The following is a 20,489-nucleotide window of genomic DNA, read 5'->3' as shown; positions in this document are numbered from 1 at the left end:
CCAGTCGATCAGCGCTTCTGGCGGAACTTGCGCAGCGCGGCAATCTGCGCTGCCATCACGGCCAGCTCGGCCTGGGCGCGCGCCAGATCGATCTCGCTCTTGGCGTTCTTCAGGGCTTCCTCGGCCGCAGCCTTGGCTTCCTGCGCCTTCTGGTCGTCCAGGTCACGGCCACGGATGGCGGTGTCGGACAGCACGGTCACGCAGTCGGGCTGCACTTCCAGAATGCCACCGGCCACGAAAACGAACTCTTCATTGCCGTCAGGCAATTCGATGCGCACCGAACCCGGCTTGATGCGGGTGATGAGTGGCGTGTGGCGCGGATAGATGCCCAATTCGCCCGCTTCGCCGGGCAGCGCGACGAAGCGCGCCTCGCCGGAGAAGATGGACTCTTCGGCACTGACCACATCAACATGGATGGTGTTCATCTTTGCTCCTAGAAAAAGGGAATGGCAAGCCTGTGGGGCTCACGAGGGCCGGACGCGGGGCCGGCCTTCGGACCATCAGGCCACCTTCTTCGCCTTTTCGAAGGCTTCGTCGATGGTGCCAACCATGTAGAAGGCCTGCTCGGGCAGGTGGTCGCATTCGCCAGCCACGATCATCTTGAAGCCGCGGATGGTCTCGGACAGCGGCACGTACTTGCCAGGCGAGCCCGTGAACACCTCGGCCACGTGGAACGGCTGCGACAGGAAACGCTGGATCTTGCGGGCACGGGCCACGACCAGCTTGTCCTCGGGGGCCAGCTCGTCCATACCCAGAATGGCGATGATGTCGCGCAGTTCCTTGTAGCGCTGCAGGGTACCCTGCACTTGGCGGGCCACTTGGTAGTGCTCTTCACCCACGACCTGCGGGTCCAGCTGGCGGCTGGTGGAGTCCAGCGGGTCCACGGCAGGGTAGATACCCAGAGCGGCGATGTCACGCGACAGCACCACGGTGGAGTCCAGGTGGGCGAAGGTGGTGGCGGGCGACGGGTCGGTCAAGTCGTCGGCAGGCACGTACACGGCCTGAATGGACGTGATGGACCCGACCTTGGTCGAGGTAATACGCTCTTGCAGACGGCCCATTTCCTCGGCCAGCGTCGGCTGGTAGCCCACGGCGGAAGGCATCCGGCCCAGCAGGGCGGACACTTCGGTACCAGCCAGCGTGTAACGGTAGATGTTGTCCACGAAGAACAGCACGTCGCGGCCTTCGTCGCGGAAGGACTCGGCGATGGTCAGGCCGGTCAGGGCCACGCGCAGACGGTTGCCCGGGGGCTCGTTCATCTGGCCGTAGACCATTGCCACCTTGGACTCGCCCAGGTTCTCCAGATTCACGACGCCGGAGTCGGCCATCTCGTGGTAGAAGTCGTTGCCCTCACGGGTACGCTCACCCACGCCAGCGAACACGGACAGACCCGAGTGCGCCTTGGCGATGTTGTTGATGAGCTCCATCATGTTCACGGTCTTGCCCACACCGGCACCACCGAACAGGCCCACCTTGCCGCCCTTGGCGAACGGGCACACCAGGTCGATCACCTTGATGCCGGTCTCGAGCAGTTCCTGCGAAGGGCTGAGCTCGTCATAAGCGGGGGCCTTGCGGTGGATGGAAGCCGTCAGGCTCTGGTCCACGGGGCCGCGCTCGTCGATGGGGTTGCCCAGCACGTCCATGATGCGGCCCAGCGTGGCCTTGCCCACGGGCACGGTGATGGGGTTGCCGGTGTTCGTGACCATCAGGCCACGCTTGAGGCCGTCCGAAGAACCGAGCGCAATGGTACGCACCACGCCGTCGCCCAGCTGCTGCTGCACTTCCAGCGTCAGGGGCGAGCCCTCGAGCTTCAGGGCGTCATACACCTTGGGCAGCTGGTCGCGCGGGAACTCCACGTCCACCACGGCGCCGATACATTGAACAATCTTGCCTTGCACTTGAGCCATTTGATTTGCTCCAAAAATTTAAACCGAGACCCGAAGGCGGCATCAGACTGCCGCGGCACCTGCAACGATCTCCGAAAGTTCTTTCGTGATCGCCGCTTGGCGCGTCTTGTTGTAGACCAGCTTGAGCTCGTTGATGACGTTACCGGCGTTGTCGGTGGCGGCCTTCATGGCCACCATGCGCGCGGACTGCTCCGAGGCCATGTTCTCTGCCACTGCCTGGTAGATCAGCGACTCGACATAGCGCACCAGCAGTTCGTCGATCACGCTCTGCGCGTCAGGCTCGTAGATGTAATCCCAACCATGGCCGGTCTTCTGGGCCTGCATCTGCTCGGACGACAGGGGCAGCAACTGCTCCACCACCGATTCCTGCTTCATGGTGTTGATGAACTTGGTGTAGCTGAGGTACACCGCGTTGATCTTGCCTTCCGCGTAAGCATCCAGCAGCACCTTCACCGGTCCGATCAGCTTGTCCAGGTGCGGCGTATCGCCCAGCCCGGTGGCATGCGCCACGACCTTGGCCCCCACGCGGTTGAGGAAGCCCAACCCCTTGTTGCCAATAGCCACCGACTGCACATCGACACCCGTAGACTGCAGTTCGCGCAGCTTGGTGGTGACGGCGCGCAGCACGTTGGTGTTCATGCCTCCGCACAGGCCCTTGTCGGTCGTCACGACAATGATGCCAGCCGCCTTCGCATCGTTCGCCTTCATGAAAGGGTGCACGTACTCAGGGTTGGCCTCGCCGAGGTGGGCGGCAATGTTGCGCACCTTCTCGGCAGGGGGTCGGGCGGCACGCATGCGGTCTTGCGCCTTGCGCATCTTGGACGCGGCCACCATTTCCATGGCCTTGGTGATCTTCTTGGTGTTTTCCACCGATTTGATCTTGCCGCGTATTTCCTTACCTGCTGCCATGATGGTTCCTCGTCCGATTTAAACGAACGACTTCTTGAACGCCGTGATGACTTGCGTCAGTTCGGCCTCGTCCTTGCCTTCCTTGTCGAACGCGCGGTTCTGCTGCAGGCGGTCCAGCAGCGCACCGTGGCTCGTCTTCAGGTACTGGTGCAGGCCGGCTTCGAAGGCCAGCACCTTCTTCACGTCCACGTCGTCCAGGAAGCCCTTGTTCACCGTGAAGAGCGTCGCGCCCATCAGGGCCGTGCTCAGCGGGCTGTACTGGGGCTGCTTGAGCAGTTCCGTCACGCGGGCGCCGCGATCCAGCTGCTTGCGCGTGGCTTCGTCCAGGTCGGAGGCGAACTGCGCGAACGCCGCGAGTTCACGGTACTGGGCCAGGTCGGTACGGATACCGCCGGACAGGCCCTTGATCAGCTTGGTCTGGGCGGCACCACCCACGCGCGACACCGAGATACCGGCGTTGATGGCGGGGCGGATACCAGCGTTGAACAGGCTGGTTTCCAGGAAGATCTGACCGTCGGTGATCGAGATCACGTTGGTTGGAACGAAGGCAGACACGTCGCCGGCCTGGGTTTCGATCACGGGCAGTGCGGTCAGCGAACCCGTCTTGCCCTTGACCTCGCCCTTGGTGAAGGCTTCCACATAGTCGGCATTCACACGGGCTGCACGCTCCAGCAGGCGGCTGTGGAGATAGAACACGTCGCCGGGGAAGGCTTCGCGGCCTGGCGGGCGGCGCAGCAGCAGCGAAACCTGGCGGTAGGCCACAGCTTGCTTGGACAGATCGTCGTACACGATCAGCGCGTCCTCGCCACGGTCGCGGAAGTACTCGCCCATCGTGCAGCCGGAGTAGGCCGACACGTACTGCATGGCGGCGGACTCGGAAGCCGAAGCCGCCACGACGATGGTGTATTCCATGGCGCCGGCCTGTTCCAGAGCGCGCACCACGTTCTTGATCGACGATGCCTTCTGGCCAATGGCGACGTAGATACACGTCACGCCCTGGCCCTTCTGGTTGATGATGGCGTCGATGGCCACTGCCGTCTTGCCGGTCTGGCGGTCGCCGATGATCAGCTCACGCTGGCCACGGCCGATTGGCACCATGGAGTCGATGGACTTCAGGCCGGTTTGCAGCGGCTGGTCCACGGACTGGCGCGCGATCACGCCGGGAGCGACCTTCTCGATCACGTCCGTCATCTTGGCGTTGATCGGACCCTTGCCGTCGATCGGCTGGCCGAGAGCGTTCACCACGCGGCCGATCAGTTCCGGGCCCACCGGCACTTCCAGAATGCGGCCCGTGCACTTCACGGTATCGCCTTCAGAAATGTGTTCGTACTCGCCCAGAATCACGGCGCCGACGGAGTCGCGCTCGAGGTTCAGGGCCAGGCCAAAGGAGGGCTGACCGTCTGCCGCAGCAGGGAATTCGAGCATTTCGCCCTGCATCACGTCCGACAGGCCGTGGACGCGCACGATACCGTCGGTCACGGACACCACGGTGCCCTGGTTGCGGATGTCGCTGCTGGCTGCCAGACCTTCGATGCGGCTCTTGATCAGTTCAGAAATTTCTGCGGGATTGAGTTGCATGACTCTTTCCTTCTTTCTTGGGGGTATAGCCGAGACCTCACGCCCATCAGGCGGTGAGGGCAGCTTTCATTTGTTCCAGACGGGCTTTGACGGAAGTGTCGAGCACCTCGTCGCCCACCACCACGCGCACGCCGCCGATCAGGGTCTCATCCAACTGCACGGAGAGATTGAGCTTGCGACCGAAGCGCTTTTCAAGCGTGGCACCCACATCGGTCAGAGCCCCCGCATCCAGCGGGAAGGCGCTGTACACCACGGCATCCGAAGTGCCGTGGCTGCGATTGACCAGCGTACGGAACTGGGCCGCGATTTCAGGCAGCGCCTGCACGCGCCCGTTGTCGATCACGGTACGCAGGAAGTTCTTGGCCAGGTCAGGCAATGCCGAGCGGGCCACGCCCACGATGACGTCGAACACCTGCTCGCCCGTCACCTTGGGGTTGTCCGCCAGTTGGCGCAATTGGGGATTGGCGGCAATCGCCGCCAGCTCGTCCACCCAGGCTGTGGCGCCATTCAGGTCCACACCGGCTTGGTCGGTGCAGGCCTTGTACAGCGCCTCGGCGTAAGGGCGGGCAATGGTGGCGAGTTCAGCCATTGAATGCTCCCTTACAGCTCGGTCTTCAGACGGTTCAGCAGATCGGCATGAACGCCGGCATTGACTTCCTTGCGGAGAATCTGCTCAGCCCCCTTGACGGCCAGGGCCGCCACCTGCTCGCGCAGGGCTTCACGTGCCTGGATCGCTTGCTGCTCGGCCTCGGCACGGGCAGCAGCGACGATCTTGTTGCCTTCGTCGTTGGCGCGCGCCTTGGCCTCTTCGATGATGGCCTGTGCGCGGCGCTCAGCGTCGACCAAGCGTGTCGCGGCTTCGTTGCTGGCGGCAGCCAGTTCCTGCTTCACACGCTGGTCGGCAGCAGCAAGCTCGGTCTTGGCACGATCGGCAGCTGCGAGACCATCGGCGATTTTCTGGGCTCGCTCATCCAGCGCCTTCGCAATCGGGGGCCACACGAACTTCATCGTGAACAGCACCAGGATCAGGAAAACAATGGCCTGAACGAACAGGGTCGCGTTGATACTCACGGCAACACCTTTCTTTCTAGGGCGTTGACGGAGGCTTAGGCCAGAACGAAGGGGTTGGCGAAAGCGAACAGCAGAGCGATGGCCACGCCGATCAGGAAGGCGGCGTCGATCAGACCTGCCAAGATGAACATCTTGGTTTGCAGTTCGTTGATCAGCTCAGGCTGGCGTGCGGAGGATTCCAGGAACTTGCCACCCATCAGGGCAATACCGATCGAAGCGCCGATAGCGCCGAGGCCCACGATCAGACCACAAGCCAGAGCGACGAGACCGAGAATGTTTTCCATGATGACTCCTAGGATGAAAAGAAAGGAAGGTTGAGAAAGGAAACGAAAGGATCAGTGAGCTTCATGCGCCTGGCCGAGATAAATCAGCGTCAGCATCATGAAAATGAAGGCCTGCAGGGTGATGATCAGGATGTGGAAGATCGCCCAGATAGAGCCCGCAATGATGTGCCCCACGGGGAGCAACACACCAGAGAGCGACATAGCCGCTGCGCCACCCATCAGGGCAATCAGCATGAACACCAACTCACCAGCGTACATGTTGCCGAACAGTCGCATGCCATGCGACACGGTCTTGGCAACGTATTCAATGATCTGCATGAGCAGATTGACCACGCCCAGGATCAGGGCGAAAACGGGGTTCTTGCTGGTACCGAAGGGCGCGGTCACCAGTTCATGCGCCCAGCCGCCCATTCCCTTGATCTTGATGCTGTACACGAAGCACAGGATCAGCACGGCGCTGGACAGACCCAGGGTGGTGGACAGATCGGCGGTGGGAACGACGCGCAGGTAGGCATGCGAGTCACCTGTGGCGCCCTGCCAGAGCACGGGCAGCAGGTCCACCGGCAGCAGGTCCATGGCGTTCATCAGGAAAATCCAGACGAACACGGTGAGCGCCAGAGGTGCAATGAACTTACGGCTTTGCGCGTTGTGGATGTTGGCCTTGGCCTGGTTGTCCACCATCTCGACCAGCATCTCGACAGCCGCCTGGAAGCGGCCTGGCACGCCGGAAGTGGCCGTGCGGGCAGCGAGCCACATGACGAACAGACCCAAAACACCCAAGATCACGCTGACGGCAACGGAATCGAGGTTGACAACCGAGAAGTCGATGATGGACTTCTGCTTGATGTTCTGGAGATGCTGCAGGTGGTGAACGATGTATTCACTTGCAGTCGGGGCGTGCGCATCTGCGGCCATCGGACAACTCTTCTCTCAAATATCAATCGGTTCGTCGGACACCAGGCCGCGCCAGCAGCGCGATCCAGTACGTTTTCATCGTTACCACCATGCCGACCAGCAACGCCAGCCAACTGAGCCCCGGCACTACCCGGGGCGCCGCCGCCAACATGGCGACGGTCAATGCAATCTTGACCAACTCCCAACCCAGAAGCCCGACCATCGCAGCACCAGCCGTGGAGCGCGTGCGCGCCATGCCACGGGCAAACAGCGCCGCCGGCACCACGACGGACAGAGCCCCATACCCGGCGGACCATGCCACCGGCAGCCTGCCCGTCAGCCACCATGCCAGCAGGGCCACTGCCGCCCCCACCGCCGCCTGGCCCCAGACAATGCGCCAGACCGACAGCGCCGGATGGCGTGACCGCCACTCCCGCGCCTCTTGTGCAGTCAGGGGCTTGAAGTCGGAATCCTCAACCTCAGATTCAGTCTCGGAGGCGATTTTTTTATCGTTGGAAGACGCCTGCGCCACAGACCAAAACTTTCACAAAACCCTTGATTATAAGTAAAAACCCCGGCCGATCCACAATCGGTAACGGAGCGCGGGTGGATCACTGCACATAGCCGCACCATTGTGGCAACGCGCCAACGCCCATTGTGGTGCAGCGCGGCCACGGGGCCCGCCTAAAGCCACAGCGAACCGCGGGTATACCATTGCCACCCGCTTGGGGCATCCCCTTCCCTTCGGCCCCTCCGGCCTTGAAAGAGCCTAATGACGACGCCCAACCAGCCCTCTTCCGCCGATCCTCGCAAGGACTCGTTGATCGAATATCCGTCCCGCTTTCCCATCAAGGTCATGGGAGCAAACGTGAACGGGTTCGTGCATGCCGTCACCGAGGTTGCGCGCCGCTTCGACCCCGACTTCGACGCTTCCACCATCGAGTTGCGCGACAGCCGCGCGGGCAACTATCTGGGCGTGACCATCACCGTGACTGCCACCAGCCGGGAGCAGCTCGATGATCTGTACCGGGCTCTGACCTCGCACCCGATGGTCAAGGTCGTGCTCTGAACGTCCGCACCATGGAGTTGCGCATGCTGGGCCGGGTGGACTACCCGGCCACGGTGGCCGCCATGCAGCGCTTCACGGAGGAGCGCACTGACGAGACGCCCGACGAGCTGTGGATTTGTGAGCACCCCGCGGTGTACACACAGGGCCTGGCCGGCAAGAGCGACCACGTCCTCTCGCCCGGCGGCATCCCCGTCGTTGCCACCAACCGCGGCGGGCAGGTGACGCACCATGGCCCCGGCCAGGTCGTAGCCTATCCGCTCATCGATCTGCGCCGTGCGGGCTACTACGTCAAGGAATACGTGTACCGCATAGAGGAAGCCGTGATCCGCACGCTGGGCCACTACGGCGTGACGGGCCACCGCGTGGCCGGCGCGCCCGGCATCTACGTGCGCCTGGACGATCCGCACGGCCACAGCATGCTGCCGCAGCGCCCGCAAAAACGTACCCACGCCGACGGCCCACCCCAGCCGGACTTCACCGGCTTGGGCAAGATCGCCGCGCTGGGCATCAAGGTCGCGCGCCACTGCACCTACCACGGTGTGGCGCTGAACGTCGCCATGGACCTGGAACCCTTCTCCCGCATCAACCCTTGCGGTTACGCAGGTTTGCAAACGGTGGACCTTTCTACAATCGGCGTCCACATCCCCTGGGACGATGCCGCGGCCATGCTGGGCCAACAGCTCGCACGCCGCCTCGCGCCCTGACCTCTCCCTCAGCAGCCATGAGCACTCCCGACGTCGTGCGCGAAGCGCAGTCCACCGAAGCCTACAACCCGCTGGCCAAGCAGAAGGCCGCGGCCAAGCTGTCGCGCATCCCGATCAAGGTCGAGCAGGGCGAGGTGCTCAAGAAGCCCGAGTGGATTCGCGTGAAGGCAGGCAGTCCCACCACGCGCTTTTACGAGATCAAGAACATCCTGCGCGAGCACAAGCTGCACACGGTGTGCGAGGAAGCCAGTTGCCCCAACATCGGCGAATGCTTTGGCAGGGGCACGGCCACGTTCATGATCATGGGCGACAAGTGCACGCGCCGCTGCCCGTTCTGCGACGTGGGCCACGGCCGCCCCGACCCGCTGGACAAAGACGAGCCGCTGAACCTCGCCAAGACGATTGCCGCGCTGCGCCTGAAGTACGTGGTCATCACCAGCGTGGACCGCGACGATCTGCGCGACGGCGGCTCGGGCCACTTCGTGGAGTGCATCCAGCGTACCCGCGAACTCTCGCCCAGCACGCAGATCGAGATCCTCACGCCCGACTTCCGCGGCCGCGACGACCGTGCGCTCGAAATCCTCAAGGCCGCGCCCCCGGACGTGATGAACCACAACCTGGAAACCGTGCCGCGCCTGTACAAGGAAGCGCGCCCCGGCTCTGACTACCAGTTCAGCCTCAACCTGCTCAAGAAGTTCAAGCAACTGCACCCCGGCGTACCCACCAAGAGCGGCCTGATGGTAGGCCTGGGCGAGACGGACGAGGAAATTCTGGAAGTCATGCGCGACATGCGCGCCCATGGCATCGAGATGCTGACCATCGGCCAGTACCTCGCCCCCAGCAACAGCCACCTGCCGGTGCGCCGCTACGTGCACCCCGACACCTTCAAGATGTTCGAGGAAGAAGCCTACAAGATGGGCTTCAGCCACGCCGCAGTGGGTGCCATGGTGCGCTCCAGCTACCACGCCGACCAGCAGGCGCACGCCGCTGGCGTTTGACTCGGAATACAAGTCAAATCGGCCTCTAGGCCAATACTGACAAGCGCCAGCAGCTATTATTTAAATAGCGATTAGGGCGCTTGCAACGACGCAGCCGGATCGTCCGCATCCAACAGTTGCTGCGCCCACTCGCCCAGCTTGCGCGCGTCGGCGCGCAGCACCTCCTGCTTGACGGCCAGGATCTGCGCCGGCTGCATCGAGAAGCTGCGCAGGCCCAGGCCCAGCAGCAGCCGGGTCATGGCGACATCGCCCGCCATCTCGCCGCACACGCTCACGCTCTTGCCCTGGCGCGCGCCCTCCGCGATCACGTCGGCCACCAGCCGCAGCACGGCCGGGTGCAGCGGGTCGTACAGGTGGGCCACGGCCTCGTCCGCGCGGTCGATGGCCAGTGCGTACTGGATCAGGTCGTTGGTGCCGATCGAGAGAAAGTCGAAGTAGCGCAGGAACTGGCGCACCATGAGCGCCGCAGCCGGCACCTCGATCATGGCGCCCAGCTGCACCGCACCGTAGGCAGCGCCGCGTGCGTCCAGCTCGGCGCGCGCCAGGTCCACCTGGGCCAGCGTCTGCCGGATCTCGCTCACATGCGCGAGCATGGGGAACAGCAGCCGCACCGGGCCGTGTGCCGCAGCGCGCAACACCGCGCGCAGCTGGGTGCGGAACATGGCCGGATCGGCCAGGCTCCAGCGGATGGCGCGCAGGCCCAGCGCCGGGTTGAGCGAACTGTCCTTGTACCCCTTGTCCAGAGGCTTGTCGGCGCCCACATCGACGGTGCGGATGGTCACGGGCAGGCCCTGCATGCCCTCCACCGCCTCGCGGTAGGCGCGGTACTGCTCCTCCTCGTCCGGCAGGCGGCCGCTGCGGCCCATGAACAAAAATTCGCTGCGAAACAACCCCACGCCCGCCGCGCCCGCGCGCAACGCGGCACCCGCATCACCGGGCTGCTCGATGTTGGCCAGCAGCTCAATGGCCTGCGCATCCAGCGTGACGGCCGGCGTGTGGCGCAGCCGCATGAGGCGCTCGCGCTCCAGCGTGATCTGGCGCTGGCGAAAGCCGTATTCCGCCAGGATGATCGGCGTGGGGTCGACGATGACCACGCCGGCATCGCCGTCGATGATGACCCAGTCGTCCTGTCGCACCAACTGGCTGGCGCTGCGCGCACCCACCACGGCGGGGATGTCCATGCTGCGCGCCACGATGGCCGTGTGGCTGGTCTTGCCCCCCACGTCGGTCACGAAGCCGGCGAACACACTCTGCTTGAACTGCAGCATGTCGGCCGGCGACAGGTCGTGCGCCACCAGCACCAGCGGCGCATCGGCCGCGCCGCCCAGCAGGAACTCCGCCTCCGCACCCGCCTCGGCCTGGCGGCGCGGGCGGAGGGCGGCGGCGCGACGGGGCTGGCCACGCCGCGCATGTGGCGCAGGATGCGCTCCACCACCTGCTCCAGGTCGGCCTTGCGCTCGCGCAGGTACTCGTCCTCCATTTCGTCAAACTGGCGACTGATGATCTCCAGCTGCGTGGTCAGCGCCCACTCGGCGTTGTAGAGGCGGTCGGTGATCCAGTGCTTGACGCCGTTGACCAGCATCTCGTCCTGCAGCAGCATCAGGTGCACGTCCAGCAGCGCGGCCAGCTCGGGCGGCGCGTCGTGCGGCATGTCGGCCTGCAGGCGCTGCAGCTCCTCGGCCACCGCGTCCCGTCCGCGGCGCGCACGCAGGATCTCGGCCTCGACCTGGCCGGGCTCGATGAAGTAGTGCACCACCTCCATGCGGCTGGATACCGCGAGCACCGCCCGCCCGATGGCGATGCCGCGCGCGACAGCCAGACCGTGGATGGAGAAGGTCATGCGTGCCTCGCCTGCGGTTTATTCGCCCTCGCCGAACTTGCCATCGATGAGCGCGACAAGCGCATCCATGGCTTCCTGCTCCTGCGCGCCATCGGTCTCGATCTCGACCTCGGACCCCATGCCCGCCGCCAGCATCATCACCCCCATGATGCTCTTGGCATTGATGCGGCGCTCTCCCTTGCGCATCCAGACGTCGCAGGGAAAACTGCCCGCCATCTTGGTGAGCTTGGCGGAGGCGCGGGCATGCAGGCCCAGCTTATTGCTGATGGTGATGTTCTTCTTGATCATGAGACGGACGTCGGTTTTGATTCTGCGGCGCAGCCGCGCCCACCTGCATCACGCCCTGCGTGCCACCCACGAGGGCGCGTGCCACCAGCGCATCCAGCGGCTCGCTACGGTAGCTCACGGCGCGCAGCAGCATGGGCAGGTTCACGCCCGCCACCAGGCGGGACTGCAGGCCGTCCACCAGCCGCTGGGCCACGTTGCAGGGCGTGGCGCCGAACAGGTCGCTCAGCACCAGCACCGAGGCCTCGCCCTGCTGCTCCATCAGCGCGCGGGCGGCCGACAGCGTGGCCTCGGGGGCCTCATGGGGCGGCACGTCCAGCGCCAGCACCTCCTGCCAGCAGTCGGGGAACACGTGCAGCGCGCATTCACGCAGCGCATGGGCCAAAGGGGCGTGGGCGATGATGAGAAGGCGCGTATTCATGGGGTACTGCAGTGCAGTGCATTATCACCGTGCCCGCGCCGCGCCATGAACCATGCATAGGCCCCCGCCGTGCAGGCCAGGTGCAGCGCCATGGCGGCCCGGTAGGCGCGCGCCATGTCCAGCCCGGCGGCCACGAATGCGTCCACCGCCAGGCCAATACCCCATTGCACGGCAAACACCCCCGCAAAGATCACCAGGTTGTACGCCGACAGCGCGCGCCCCGCCAGCGCCTGCGGGAACGCCAATGCCACCGCGGGCTGCGACAGCGCCACGCTGGTGCATGACACGCAATACAGCGCCCAGGCCGCGGCGCCCGCACGTCCGCCCGCCAACACAATGCCCGCCAGCACCAGCAGCGACAGCGGCAAACTCGCGGCCATCACCGGGTCGGCCCCGCCCACGCGACGCAGCAACCACGGGCTGGCCATGCCCCAGGTCCAGAAGGTGAGCAGCATGCTCACATTGATCCAGAACAGCCCGGTGGCGGCCTGCAACGGCGTATAGCCGGCCACGTGCTGCATCCAGGGCGCGGCCCACAGCGTCTGCACCGCGACCATGCCGCCATAGCAGAAGAAGCCCAGCGGCGCCGTGCGCAGGAAGTACGGATGGCGCCACACCTGTGCATAGCCCGTTTCTACGCCTGCTCCCGACTCTGCCGGCGCCTGCGGCCAGCGCGGCACGCCCAGCGCCAGCAGCGCCATGGCCAGCACGATGAGCGCCGCCAGCCCCCAGAACAACGGGCGCCACCCTGCCAGTGGCAGCAGCCACTGCACCGGCAGCGTGGACGCCACCATGCCCAGCGAACCGGTCATCAGCATCCAGGAGTTGGCGCGCAACTGCGCACCGGGCTCCAGCCAGCGCCGGAATCCCGTGAGCGGAGCCATCAGGCAGGCGCTGACGCCCGCGCCGCACAGCATGCGCCCCGCAAGCAGCCCCGAGAAGCCCGTGGCCCAGGAGAACACCAGGCACCCGGCCACCGCCACGCCCAGAAAGCCGAGCAGCACCGTGCGCGGGCCGTGACGATCGAGCCACCGGCCCAGCGGCAGTTGCGTGAGCGCGAAACCCAGGAAGTAGCCACCCGCCAACAGCCCCAGGTCGCGCGCGTGCAACTGAAACTCGGCCTCCAGTGTGGGCGCCAGAGTGGCGGTGATCGCGCGCAACAGCGCCGAGATAAAGTAGGTGAACGCAAAGGCCAGGAAGACGACCACGGCCGTGCGCCGCGTGAGCGCGCTCATGGCTGCAGCGCCAGGCTGGCGAAGAAGGTGTCAGCCGCCGTGGCCGTCGTGCGACGCGGCGCATAGACCGCCGCGTGGTACAGACGTGCCTGGCCGCCCTCCAGGCGCGCGAACCACACGGCATCGACGGTGACGGCCGAGCCGCCGGGCGCCTGGCCCTGCGCCTGCAGCCGCACCGACTGCGGCACAGCCAGCGCGCGCGTGGGCACGAAGGCGACGGGTGCAGCCGGCTGCGAAGCGCGCATGCCGGCCTGTACGGCCGCCTGCCAGCGCGCCAGCATCGCCCCGGCCTGCGCCGCTTCGGCCAGCGGCATGTGGGATACGGCGAAGGTGGCGCCATCGGCCTCGCAGCCGACCATGGCGAGCGGCACGGCGCCCGTGCCCAGGTCCACGGGCCGGCTCGCATACTCGGGCTTGCAGGGCAGCGTCAGCGCCAGGCCGGCGTTGGGCAAGGTGACGCTGCGCCAATTCAGCGCAGGGCTGCAGGCGGCCAGCGCCAGCATGCTGGCCGCGAAGGCCAGGGTCAGGAGACGGCGCGCGCCGGCAGGAGCAAGGGTCATGTGCCTGATTATTCCCAGCGCCGCCCTGGCTGGCTGCTGGCGGTTGCCCCTCTAGACGGCGCACGGTATGGACCCCAGGGCTTTACGCTGGCGCAAACCGCGCGCTCGCGGCCGGCCGTCCGGTGAACTTACCGCCTTGCTGGCAATCCCATGGTGGCGAGTGCTGGAACGCCCCGCGCGGCACAATCCCGTACCTATCGCGTCAAACACACGAACGGCCACCCGAACGGCGGCCCACACGGAGTACCTGGTTATGCAGATCAAGAAATGGCTGGCGGCGGGCGCCCTGGTGGCGGGCGCTGCCGTGGGCGCCGTGGTGGTGCTGGGCTCGGGCACGTCCCAGGCACCGCAGTCCACGTTCGTTCTGCTCGACGGTTCGCAGCAGACCACCGCCGACCTCAAGGGCAAGGTGGCGCTGGTGAACTTCTGGGCCACCAGCTGCACCACCTGCGTGGCGGAGATGCCCGAGATCGTCGCGACCTACGACAAGTACAAAGGCCAGGGCTTCGAGACGCTGGCCGTGGCCATGAGCTACGACCCGCCGAGCTACGTGGTCAACTTCACCGAGACGCGCAAGCTGCCGTTCAAGGTGGCCATCGACAACACCGGCGCCGTGGCCAAGGCCTGGGGCGACGTGAAGCTCACCCCCACCACGTACATCGTCAACAAGCGCGGAGAGATCGTGAAGAGCTACATCGGCGCGCCCGATTTCGAGGAGCTGCACAAGCTCATCGAACGCCTGCTGGCCGAAGCCTGAGGCACCTTTCTTCAGAAAAAAGGCCGATTTCCTGAACGAAATCGGCCTTTTGCGCTTATGCAGCAAGCGCTAGCAGCTACTAGTTCAATAGCGCATCAACGTGCGCGGTAGGCGTCGTGGCACGCCTTGCAGGAATTGGCCGCCGGGCCGAACGCGGCCTTCAGGTTGTCCAGGCTGCCCGTCTTGGCGGCGGCGGCCAGCTTGGCGGCCTCGGCCTGGAACTTGTCGGCATGCTCCTGGAACTTGGCCTGTTCGGTCCACACGCCGGGCTTGGCCTTGGTGGGAGCGCCCTTGTCCGTGCCGGGGCCGAAGCCGGCCCACGGCAAAGCGGCCAGGGCGGCGACGGTATCGGCATTCTCTTGCGCAGCCTTCGCGTCGAACGGCACGCGGCCATTGGCCATTGCGCCGATGCGGCCGAAATGCTGTCCCATCACGAACAGCGCACCCTGGCGGTACTTGATGGCATCTTCTGGCTTGGCGAACTGGGCAGCAGCGGGCAGCGACACCAGCGTGGCGGCTGCTGCGGTGGCGGCAAGAGCGAGGGCTTTGATTGGCATGGAATGCACCTTGTCGTGGGGAAGGGAATGGCTGCGGCGACGGCTGGACGCCCTGCGCCGGCGCGCAGTATGGCGCGGCCGCGTGACGCCATGGCCGCAAGCGCCCGAAGGGCAGTCGGATATAGCCCGACGGGGGCACGCTGGGCACAATAGCCGCGTCCTCCGCTCCCCCGCTTCGCCATGCCGCACACCGTACGCATCTGGGATTTGCCGACCCGGCTGTTCCACTGGTCGCTCGCCGTGACCACCGTCGCCCTGGTCGTCACCGCCAAGCTGGGCGGCAACGCCATGCAGTGGCATCTGCGGCTGGGCTACGTGATGCTGGCGCTGCTGGCCTTTCGCCTGGCCTGGGGCCTGGTGGGCGGACGCTGGTCGCGTTTTGCGAGCTTCCTACCCACACCCGCGCGCCTGCGCAGCCACTTCGCCAACCAGGAAGGCAAGGTGACCAGCCCTGGCCATTCGCCGCTGGGCGCACTGTCGGTCTTTGCCCTGCTGGCGGTGCTGCTGGCCCAGGTAGGCACCGGCCTGCTGAGCGACGACGAGATCGCCTTCGCCGGTCCGCTCACGCGTTTCGTTTCTGGCGAGTGGGTATCGCAGGCCACTTGGTATCACAAGGACGTGGGCCAATTCCTGCTGGTGGGGCTCGTCGCGCTGCACCTGGCGGCGATTGTTTTCTATACCCTGGTGCGCCGTCAGGCCCTGGTGGGCCCCATGGTGCACGGCGATCGTCAACTGCCCGGGGCCACACCCGCGTCGCGCGACGATGCGCTCAGCCGCGCAGGGGCGGCCCTTGTGGCGGCTCTGAGCGCGCTGCTGGCCTGGTGGGTCGCCAGCCTGGGGGCTTTTTGAGTGCCCACAGCGGTGCGGCTACACTGGCCCCTGCCTTTTTCATGCCGAATTCTTTCTGCACAGTGGACCATTCCCCTGACATTACGCTGCTGAGCCCCGCCCTGCCCCACGAGATGCACGTGGTGCGCGACATCTTCCAGGAATATGCCGACACCCTGGACGTGGACCTGTCGTTCCAGAACTTTGCGCAGGAACTCGCCACCCTGCCGGGCGAATACGCGCCGCCGCGCGGCCATATCCTGCTGGCCGAGGTGGAGGGCAGCATTGCCGGGTGCTGCGCCCTGCGGCCGCTGGACACCGCCGACTACCCCAACGCCTGCGAGATGAAGCGCCTGTACGTGCGCAAGGCGTTCCGCGGCTTCGGCCTGGGGCGGCAGTTGGCCGAGGCCATGCTGGACCAGGCACGGCAGGCCGGCTATGCCTGCGTGTTGCTGGACACGCTGGACGGCATGGAATCGGCGCGTGCGCTGTATTCCGAACTGGGCTTCGAGGAAATACCGCCGTACTACCACAACCCCCTGCCGGGTTCGCACTACCTGAAAGCGGAAATTTACTAGCCTTTTAGGCCTCTAGCGCTTATCTGGAAAGCGTTAACAGCTATCCAAATAATAGCAAAGCCGCCCACATCTCGCGACGGGGCGGCGTTTCGCCTGCGGCGTGGTGCCAGCACCGGAGCCCTCCGATGCCAGCACCAGCAGCCTCAGCCCTTGGCCTGGCCGAGCAGCGTAGCGGCGTCGCTCACCTCGAACTTGCCCGGCGCCTCGACGTTCAGGGCAACCACCTTGCCGTCCTTGACCAGCATGGAATAGCGGTTGCTGCGCAGGCCCAGGCCCTTGCCGTTCAAGTCCAGCGTCAGACCGGTGGCCTTGGCGAAGGCTGCGTCGCCGTCCGCCAGCATGCGCACCTTGCCATCGGTCTTCTGGTCGCGCGCCCACGCGCCCATCACGAAGGCATCGTTCACCGACAGGCACCAGATCTCATCCACGCCGGCAGCCTTCAGGGCGCCCGCCTGCTCCACGTAGCCGGGAACGTGCTTGGCCGAGCAGGTGGGTGTGAAGGCGCCCGGCACCGCGAACAGCGCAATCGTCTTGCCCGCGGCGGCCTTTTGCACATCCACCGGGTTCGGGCCGAGGCTGCAGCCATTGCCCTCGACTTCCGAGTACTCCATCAGTGTGATGGCGGGCAGCGTGTCGCCGACTTGGATCATGAGAATCTCCTTGCTGGGTTGGAGGGCCCCGGCAGGATCTGCGGGCCCCAAAAAGAAAAACGACCCACATTGTGGGTCGTTTCTCGGAGGCGCGCAGACGGCGTCTGCGAAGGCTTAGAGCAGCCCGGCCTTTTGCACCAGGCGCGTGGCCACCCAGTTCTTGGTCTTGGAGAGCGGACGGCTCTCCGTGATCTCGATGGTGTCGCCCATCTTGTACTCGCCATTCTCATCATGGGCGTGGTACTTGCTCGACTTGATCATGATCTTGTCGTAGATGGGGTGCTTCACACGGCGCTCGACCAGCACGGTCACGGTCTTGGCGCGCTTGTCGCTGACCACCTTGCCAACCAAGGTGCGCTTGAGGGATTTTTTAGCTTCCGTCATGTCGGCTCCTTACTTGGCGGCTTGCTTTTCAGCAAGAATGGTCTTGGCGCGGGCGATGTCGCGGCGCGTGGCCTTCAGCGTGGCGGTGTTGCCCAGCTGTTGCGTGGCCTTTTGCATGCGCAGGCCGAAATGGGCCTTTTGCAGCGACTTGATTTCGGCTTCCAGGCCGGCCACGTCTTTTTGGCGGAGTTCAGCAGATTTCGTCATGTTGATTTCTCCTTAGGCGCCAATCTGACGGGCAACGAACGTGGTGCGCAGCGGCAGCTTGGCGGCAGCCAGGCGGAACGCTTCGCGGGCCAGTTCTTCAGGCACGCCAACGATCTCGAACACCACCTTGCCGGGCTGAATCTCAGCCACGTAGTACTCGGGGTTGCCCTTACCGTTACCCATACGCACTTCAGCGGGCTTGGTAGAGATCGGCTTGTCGGGGAACACGCGGATCCAGATACGGCCACCACGCTTGACGTGGCGGGAGATCGCACGGCGTGCGGCCTCGATCTGGCGGGCCGTCAGACGGCCACGGTCCGTGCACTTCAGACCGAAGTCACCGAAAGCCACCGAATTGCCACGCGTGGCAACGCCGGTGTTGCGGCCTTTTTGCTCCTTACGGAACTTGCGGCGAGCAGGTTGCAGCATGTTTATTCTCCTTTACCGTCCGCCGCTGCGGCAGCGGGCGCGCTCTTGACGCGCTTAACGGAATCGCCACCAGCGCCGGCAGGCTTGTCGCTACCGTCGGCAGGGGCTGCATTGGTGCCCATCGGGCGGCGGCCGCCACGGCCAGCACCGGCGCGGTCGCCTGGGCGGCCATCGCGGCGCGGGCCACGGGGACGGCGCTCTTCTTCAGGACGCGGCGTCTCGGCGGCGGGCAGGTCGTTGCGGCCCAGCGTGTCGCCCTTGTAGACCCACACCTTCACGCCGATCACACCATAGGTGGTCTTGGCTTCGGAGGTGCCGTAGTCGATGTCGGCGCGCAGGGTGTGCAGCGGCACACGGCCTTCGCGGTACCACTCGGTACGGGCGATTTCGATGCCGTTCAGACGGCCCGAGGACATGATCTTGATGCCCTGGGCGCCCAGGCGCATCGCGTTCTGCATGGCGCGCTTCATGGCGCGGCGGAACATGATGCGCTTTTCCAGCTGCTGGGTGATCGAGTCGGCGATCAGCTTGGCATCGATTTCGGGCTTGCGCACTTCTTCGATGTTCACGGCGACAGGCACGCCCAGGCGGGTTGCGAGTTCCTTCTTCAGGTTCTCGATGTCCTCGCCCTTCTTGCCGATCACCACGCCGGGACGTGCCGAGAAGATCGTGATACGGGCGTTCTTGGCAGGACGCTCGATCAGGATGCGCGACACGGCGGCGTTCTTCAGCTTGGCCTTCAGGTACTCGCGCACCTTGATGTCTTCGGCCAGCATGCCGGCGAAGTCACGGTTGCTGGCATACCAGCGGCTGGCCCAGTTGCGGCTTACAGCAAGGCGGAAGCCGGTAGGATGGATTTTCTGTCCCATATTCTTCCTTTAGGCCTCAGTTACCCACGGTCACGTAGATGTGGCACGTGGGCTTGCTGATGCGGTTGCCGCGACCCTTGGCGCGCGCGGTGAAGCGCTTGAGCGTGGTGCCTTGCTCGACGAAGATGGTCTTGACCTTCAGGTCGTCGATGTCGGCGCCGTCGTTGTGCTCGGCGTTGGCGATGGCGGACTCCAGCACCTTCTTGACGATCACGGCAGCTTTTTTCTGCGTGAAGGCCAGGATGTTCAGGGCTTGGTCCACTTTCTTGCCGCGGATCAGGTCAGCGACCAGGCGACCCTTGTCCACCGACAGACGGACGCCCCGGAGGACTGCACGTGTTTCAGACATGGTCGTTCCTTACTTCTTCTGGACTTTTTTGTCCGCGGGGTGACCCTTGAAGGTGCGCGTCAGGGCGAATTCGCCCAGCTTGTGGCCCACCATCTGGTCGGTGACATAAACCGGCACGTGCTGCTTGCCGTTGTGCACGGCAATGGTCAGACCGATGAACTCGGGCAGAACCATGGAGCGACGCGACCAGGTCTTGACTGGCTTCTTGTCCTTGGTAGCAATGGCCTTTTCGACCTTGGCGACCAGGTGATGGTCAACAAACGGACCCTTTTTGAGAGAACGAGTCATTTGCTAGCCCTTACTTCTTGCGACGCGACACAATCATCACTTGTGTGCGCTTGTTGTTGCGGGTGCGGTAGCCCTTCGTCAGGTTGCCCCATGGGTCAACAGCATGACGGCCCTCGCCGGTACGGCCCTCACCACCACCGTGCGGGTGGTCGATCGGGTTCATGGCAACGCCACGCACCGTGGGACGGATACCCATCCAACGCTTCACACCGGCCTTGCCCAGTTGGCGCAGGCTGTGTTCTTCGTTGGCGACTTCGCCGATCGTGGCGCGGCACTCGATGTGGATCTTGCGCACTTCGCCCGAACGCATACGCACCTGGGCGTACACGCCTTCGCGGGCCAGCAGCGTGGCCGACGTACCAGCGGAGCGGGCGATCTGCGCACCGGCACCGGGCTTGAGCTCGATGCAGTGGATGGTCGAGCCCACGGGAATGTTGCGGATCGGCAGCGTGTTACCGACGCGGATCGGCGCCTCGGAGCCGCTGACGATCGTGGCGCCCACTTCCAGGTTGCGCGGAGCAATGATGTAGCGGCGCTCGCCGTCGGCGTAGCACACCAGGGCGATGTGGGCCGTGCGGTTCGGGTCGTACTCGATGCGCTCCACCTTGGCAGGGATGGCATCCTTGTTGCGACGGAAATCCACCACGCGGTAGTGGTGCTTGTGGCCACCGCCCTTGTGACGGGTGGTGATGTGACCGTTGTTGTTGCGGCCGGCCTTCTGGAACTGGGGTTCCAGCAGACCTGCAAACGCTTCACCCTTGTACAGGTGGTCACGCGAGATCTTCACCGCGCCGCGCTGGCCCGGGGAAGTCGGTTTGATCTTGATAACGGCCATGGT

The 20,489-nt window shown here is 65.0% G+C and carries 28 protein-coding genes and 1 pseudogene; 6 read left to right on the top strand and 23 right to left on the bottom strand.

Annotated elements, in window-relative coordinates; translation table 11 throughout:
• Nucleotides 1-8: 8 nt before the first annotated feature.
• The 9 genes from HND92_RS01570 to HND92_RS01530 all read right to left on the bottom strand — a co-directional run bounded on the left by HND92_RS01570 (nt 9) and on the right by HND92_RS01530 (nt 7,175).
• Complete coding sequence (locus HND92_RS01570; RefSeq protein WP_172205513.1) at nt 9-425, bottom strand: F0F1 ATP synthase subunit epsilon; 417 nt, start codon at nt 423-425, stop codon at nt 9-11.
• Between the two features lie 75 nt (nt 426-500).
• Nucleotides 501-1,907 (bottom strand): F0F1 ATP synthase subunit beta, encoded by a 1,407-nt coding sequence (gene atpD, locus HND92_RS01565; protein ID WP_047349360.1) that lies wholly within the window; start codon nt 1,905-1,907, stop codon nt 501-503.
• Nucleotides 1,908-1,949: 42 nt separating this feature from the next.
• Nucleotides 1,950-2,816: a F0F1 ATP synthase subunit gamma gene (gene atpG, locus HND92_RS01560; RefSeq protein WP_172205510.1), complete on the bottom strand. Its 867-nt coding sequence runs from the start codon at nt 2,814-2,816 to the stop codon at nt 1,950-1,952.
• Nucleotides 2,817-2,834: 18 nt separating this feature from the next.
• On the bottom strand, nt 2,835-4,394 hold the full coding sequence (gene atpA / locus HND92_RS01555; RefSeq protein WP_172205508.1) for a F0F1 ATP synthase subunit alpha: 1,560 nt from the start codon (nt 4,392-4,394) through the stop codon (nt 2,835-2,837).
• Between the two features lie 46 nt (nt 4,395-4,440).
• Nucleotides 4,441-4,983, bottom strand: a complete 543-nt coding sequence (locus HND92_RS01550; protein ID WP_011803769.1) for a F0F1 ATP synthase subunit delta — start codon at nt 4,981-4,983, stop codon at nt 4,441-4,443.
• 11 nt (nt 4,984-4,994) lie between these two features.
• Nucleotides 4,995-5,465 (bottom strand): F0F1 ATP synthase subunit B, encoded by a 471-nt coding sequence (locus HND92_RS01545; RefSeq protein ID WP_172205506.1) that lies wholly within the window; start codon nt 5,463-5,465, stop codon nt 4,995-4,997.
• 35 nt (nt 5,466-5,500) lie between these two features.
• Nucleotides 5,501-5,749, bottom strand: a complete 249-nt coding sequence (gene atpE, locus HND92_RS01540; RefSeq protein WP_011803767.1) for a F0F1 ATP synthase subunit C — start codon at nt 5,747-5,749, stop codon at nt 5,501-5,503.
• Between the two features lie 51 nt (nt 5,750-5,800).
• Nucleotides 5,801-6,664 (bottom strand): F0F1 ATP synthase subunit A, encoded by an 864-nt coding sequence (gene atpB / locus HND92_RS01535; RefSeq protein ID WP_012655375.1) that lies wholly within the window; start codon nt 6,662-6,664, stop codon nt 5,801-5,803.
• A 22-nt stretch (nt 6,665-6,686) separates the two neighbouring features.
• Entirely contained in the window at nt 6,687-7,175 is a 489-nt protein-coding gene (locus HND92_RS01530) for an ATP synthase subunit I (protein WP_172205504.1), read from the bottom strand.
• A 240-nt stretch (nt 7,176-7,415) separates the two neighbouring features.
• Here HND92_RS01530 and HND92_RS01525 point away from each other — a divergent pair, with 240 nt between their 5' ends.
• Genes HND92_RS01525 through lipA form a run of 3 tightly spaced genes read left to right on the top strand, consistent with a single transcriptional unit; the run spans nt 7,416 to nt 9,414 of the window.
• Nucleotides 7,416-7,712, top strand: coding sequence for a YbeD family protein (locus tag HND92_RS01525; RefSeq protein ID WP_088887827.1), 297 nt, complete (start codon nt 7,416-7,418; stop codon nt 7,710-7,712).
• 11 nt (nt 7,713-7,723) lie between these two features.
• Nucleotides 7,724-8,416: a lipoyl(octanoyl) transferase LipB gene (gene lipB, locus HND92_RS01520; RefSeq protein WP_172205494.1), complete on the top strand. Its 693-nt coding sequence runs from the start codon at nt 7,724-7,726 to the stop codon at nt 8,414-8,416.
• Between the two features lie 17 nt (nt 8,417-8,433).
• A complete protein-coding gene (lipA, locus tag HND92_RS01515; RefSeq protein ID WP_011803762.1) occupies nt 8,434-9,414 on the top strand; it encodes a lipoyl synthase in 981 nt (326 codons plus the stop codon).
• A gap of 71 nt (nt 9,415-9,485) precedes the next feature.
• On the opposite strand, the pseudogene ptsP reads toward lipA, so the two are convergent.
• From ptsP to HND92_RS01490, 5 genes and pseudogenes are all read right to left on the bottom strand, one after another.
• Nucleotides 9,486-11,254 (bottom strand): annotated as a pseudogene (ptsP, locus tag HND92_RS01510) (phosphoenolpyruvate--protein phosphotransferase).
• An 18-nt stretch (nt 11,255-11,272) separates the two neighbouring features.
• Nucleotides 11,273-11,542, bottom strand: coding sequence for an HPr family phosphocarrier protein (locus HND92_RS01505; protein ID WP_011803760.1), 270 nt, complete (start codon nt 11,540-11,542; stop codon nt 11,273-11,275).
• Nucleotides 11,511-11,960, bottom strand: a complete 450-nt coding sequence (locus HND92_RS01500) for a PTS sugar transporter subunit IIA (protein WP_011803759.1) — start codon at nt 11,958-11,960, stop codon at nt 11,511-11,513. Before HND92_RS01500 ends, HND92_RS01505 begins: the two co-directional genes overlap by 32 nt.
• Complete coding sequence (locus tag HND92_RS01495) at nt 11,957-13,195, bottom strand: MFS transporter (RefSeq protein WP_172205492.1); 1,239 nt, start codon at nt 13,193-13,195, stop codon at nt 11,957-11,959. The genes HND92_RS01500 and HND92_RS01495 overlap by 4 nt, the downstream gene beginning before the upstream one ends.
• The gene (locus tag HND92_RS01490; RefSeq protein ID WP_172205490.1) at nt 13,192-13,755 is read right to left on the bottom strand and encodes a hypothetical protein; all 564 of its coding nucleotides are present in this window, start codon (nt 13,753-13,755) and stop codon (nt 13,192-13,194) included. The genes HND92_RS01495 and HND92_RS01490 overlap by 4 nt, the downstream gene beginning before the upstream one ends.
• Before the next feature lie 253 nt (nt 13,756-14,008).
• On the opposite strand from HND92_RS01490, the gene HND92_RS01485 reads away from it, so the two are divergent.
• The gene (locus HND92_RS01485; RefSeq protein WP_011803756.1) at nt 14,009-14,512 is read left to right on the top strand and encodes a TlpA disulfide reductase family protein; all 504 of its coding nucleotides are present in this window, start codon (nt 14,009-14,011) and stop codon (nt 14,510-14,512) included.
• A gap of 95 nt (nt 14,513-14,607) precedes the next feature.
• Here HND92_RS01485 and HND92_RS01480 read toward each other — a convergent pair whose 3' ends face one another.
• A complete protein-coding gene (locus HND92_RS01480; RefSeq protein WP_012655367.1) occupies nt 14,608-15,069 on the bottom strand; it encodes a cytochrome c in 462 nt (153 codons plus the stop codon).
• Nucleotides 15,070-15,249: 180 nt separating this feature from the next.
• Here HND92_RS01480 and HND92_RS01475 point away from each other — a divergent pair, with 180 nt between their 5' ends.
• Nucleotides 15,250-15,918 carry a cytochrome b/b6 domain-containing protein gene (locus tag HND92_RS01475; protein ID WP_172205488.1) on the top strand — a complete coding sequence of 223 codons (669 nt, stop codon included), beginning with the start codon at nt 15,250-15,252 and terminating at the stop codon, nt 15,916-15,918.
• A 41-nt stretch (nt 15,919-15,959) separates the two neighbouring features.
• Nucleotides 15,960-16,475: a GNAT family N-acetyltransferase gene (locus HND92_RS01470; RefSeq protein WP_172205486.1), complete on the top strand. Its 516-nt coding sequence runs from the start codon at nt 15,960-15,962 to the stop codon at nt 16,473-16,475.
• A 143-nt stretch (nt 16,476-16,618) separates the two neighbouring features.
• Here the strand turns inward: HND92_RS01470 and HND92_RS01465 are convergent, their stop codons facing one another.
• The 8 genes from HND92_RS01465 to rplB form a co-directional block, all read right to left on the bottom strand.
• Nucleotides 16,619-17,125: a peroxiredoxin gene (locus HND92_RS01465; RefSeq protein WP_041835851.1), complete on the bottom strand. Its 507-nt coding sequence runs from the start codon at nt 17,123-17,125 to the stop codon at nt 16,619-16,621.
• A 114-nt stretch (nt 17,126-17,239) separates the two neighbouring features.
• Complete coding sequence (gene rpsQ, locus HND92_RS01460; protein WP_011803751.1) at nt 17,240-17,509, bottom strand: 30S ribosomal protein S17; 270 nt, start codon at nt 17,507-17,509, stop codon at nt 17,240-17,242.
• A gap of 9 nt (nt 17,510-17,518) precedes the next feature.
• Entirely contained in the window at nt 17,519-17,716 is a 198-nt protein-coding gene (gene rpmC, locus HND92_RS01455) for a 50S ribosomal protein L29 (RefSeq protein ID WP_011803750.1), read from the bottom strand.
• A 12-nt stretch (nt 17,717-17,728) separates the two neighbouring features.
• The gene (gene rplP, locus HND92_RS01450) at nt 17,729-18,145 is read right to left on the bottom strand and encodes a 50S ribosomal protein L16 (RefSeq protein ID WP_011803749.1); all 417 of its coding nucleotides are present in this window, start codon (nt 18,143-18,145) and stop codon (nt 17,729-17,731) included.
• 2 nt (nt 18,146-18,147) lie between these two features.
• A complete protein-coding gene (gene rpsC, locus HND92_RS01445) occupies nt 18,148-19,014 on the bottom strand; it encodes a 30S ribosomal protein S3 (protein ID WP_012655363.1) in 867 nt (288 codons plus the stop codon).
• Between the two features lie 16 nt (nt 19,015-19,030).
• Nucleotides 19,031-19,363 (bottom strand): 50S ribosomal protein L22, encoded by a 333-nt coding sequence (rplV, locus tag HND92_RS01440; protein ID WP_011803747.1) that lies wholly within the window; start codon nt 19,361-19,363, stop codon nt 19,031-19,033.
• A gap of 9 nt (nt 19,364-19,372) precedes the next feature.
• Nucleotides 19,373-19,651, bottom strand: a complete 279-nt coding sequence (gene rpsS, locus HND92_RS01435; protein ID WP_011803746.1) for a 30S ribosomal protein S19 — start codon at nt 19,649-19,651, stop codon at nt 19,373-19,375.
• A gap of 10 nt (nt 19,652-19,661) precedes the next feature.
• Nucleotides 19,662-20,486 carry a 50S ribosomal protein L2 gene (gene rplB / locus HND92_RS01430; protein ID WP_011803745.1) on the bottom strand — a complete coding sequence of 275 codons (825 nt, stop codon included), beginning with the start codon at nt 20,484-20,486 and terminating at the stop codon, nt 19,662-19,664.
• Nucleotides 20,487-20,489 lie beyond the last annotated feature (3 nt).

The sequence above is a fragment of the Diaphorobacter sp. JS3050 genome, from assembly GCF_013154915.1.
Classification (GTDB): domain Bacteria; phylum Pseudomonadota; class Gammaproteobacteria; order Burkholderiales; family Burkholderiaceae_C; genus Diaphorobacter; species Diaphorobacter nitroreducens.
This window is presented reverse-complemented; position numbering and strand designations above follow the sequence as displayed.

Bases quoted from the DNA above. Each gene is read 5' to 3' on its own strand.
- HND92_RS01490 (WP_172205490.1), bottom strand. From the start codon at position 13,755: ATGACCCTTGCTCCTGCCGGCGCGCGCCGTCTCCTGACCCTGGCCTTC.
- rpsS (WP_011803746.1), bottom strand. From the start codon at position 19,651: ATGACTCGTTCTCTCAAAAAGGGTCCGTTTGTTGACCATCACCTGGTC.
- HND92_RS01505 (WP_011803760.1), bottom strand. From the start codon at position 11,542: ATGATCAAGAAGAACATCACCATCAGCAATAAGCTGGGCCTGCATGCC.
- lipB (WP_172205494.1), top strand. From the start codon at position 7,724: ATGGAGTTGCGCATGCTGGGCCGGGTGGACTACCCGGCCACGGTGGCC.
- atpG (WP_172205510.1), bottom strand. From the start codon at position 2,816: ATGGCAGCAGGTAAGGAAATACGCGGCAAGATCAAATCGGTGGAAAAC.
- HND92_RS01485 (WP_011803756.1), top strand. From the start codon at position 14,009: ATGCAGATCAAGAAATGGCTGGCGGCGGGCGCCCTGGTGGCGGGCGCT.
- HND92_RS01480 (WP_012655367.1), bottom strand. From the start codon at position 15,069: ATGCCAATCAAAGCCCTCGCTCTTGCCGCCACCGCAGCAGCCGCCACG.
- HND92_RS01470 (WP_172205486.1), top strand. From the start codon at position 15,960: ATGCCGAATTCTTTCTGCACAGTGGACCATTCCCCTGACATTACGCTG.
- rplB (WP_011803745.1), bottom strand. From the start codon at position 20,486: ATGGCCGTTATCAAGATCAAACCGACTTCCCCGGGCCAGCGCGGCGCG.
- HND92_RS01475 (WP_172205488.1), top strand. From the start codon at position 15,250: ATGCCGCACACCGTACGCATCTGGGATTTGCCGACCCGGCTGTTCCAC.
- HND92_RS01495 (WP_172205492.1), bottom strand. From the start codon at position 13,195: ATGAGCGCGCTCACGCGGCGCACGGCCGTGGTCGTCTTCCTGGCCTTT.
- HND92_RS01525 (WP_088887827.1), top strand. From the start codon at position 7,416: ATGACGACGCCCAACCAGCCCTCTTCCGCCGATCCTCGCAAGGACTCG.
- HND92_RS01570 (WP_172205513.1), bottom strand. From the start codon at position 425: ATGAACACCATCCATGTTGATGTGGTCAGTGCCGAAGAGTCCATCTTC.
- atpE (WP_011803767.1), bottom strand. From the start codon at position 5,749: ATGGAAAACATTCTCGGTCTCGTCGCTCTGGCTTGTGGTCTGATCGTG.
- rplP (WP_011803749.1), bottom strand. From the start codon at position 18,145: ATGCTGCAACCTGCTCGCCGCAAGTTCCGTAAGGAGCAAAAAGGCCGC.
- HND92_RS01500 (WP_011803759.1), bottom strand. From the start codon at position 11,960: ATGAATACGCGCCTTCTCATCATCGCCCACGCCCCTTTGGCCCATGCG.
- atpA (WP_172205508.1), bottom strand. From the start codon at position 4,394: ATGCAACTCAATCCCGCAGAAATTTCTGAACTGATCAAGAGCCGCATC.
- rpsQ (WP_011803751.1), bottom strand. From the start codon at position 17,509: ATGACGGAAGCTAAAAAATCCCTCAAGCGCACCTTGGTTGGCAAGGTG.
- rplV (WP_011803747.1), bottom strand. From the start codon at position 19,363: ATGTCTGAAACACGTGCAGTCCTCCGGGGCGTCCGTCTGTCGGTGGAC.
- atpB (WP_012655375.1), bottom strand. From the start codon at position 6,664: ATGGCCGCAGATGCGCACGCCCCGACTGCAAGTGAATACATCGTTCAC.
- HND92_RS01465 (WP_041835851.1), bottom strand. From the start codon at position 17,125: ATGATCCAAGTCGGCGACACGCTGCCCGCCATCACACTGATGGAGTAC.
- rpsC (WP_012655363.1), bottom strand. From the start codon at position 19,014: ATGGGACAGAAAATCCATCCTACCGGCTTCCGCCTTGCTGTAAGCCGC.
- rpmC (WP_011803750.1), bottom strand. From the start codon at position 17,716: ATGACGAAATCTGCTGAACTCCGCCAAAAAGACGTGGCCGGCCTGGAA.
- HND92_RS01550 (WP_011803769.1), bottom strand. From the start codon at position 4,983: ATGGCTGAACTCGCCACCATTGCCCGCCCTTACGCCGAGGCGCTGTAC.
- atpD (WP_047349360.1), bottom strand. From the start codon at position 1,907: ATGGCTCAAGTGCAAGGCAAGATTGTTCAATGTATCGGCGCCGTGGTG.
- lipA (WP_011803762.1), top strand. From the start codon at position 8,434: ATGAGCACTCCCGACGTCGTGCGCGAAGCGCAGTCCACCGAAGCCTAC.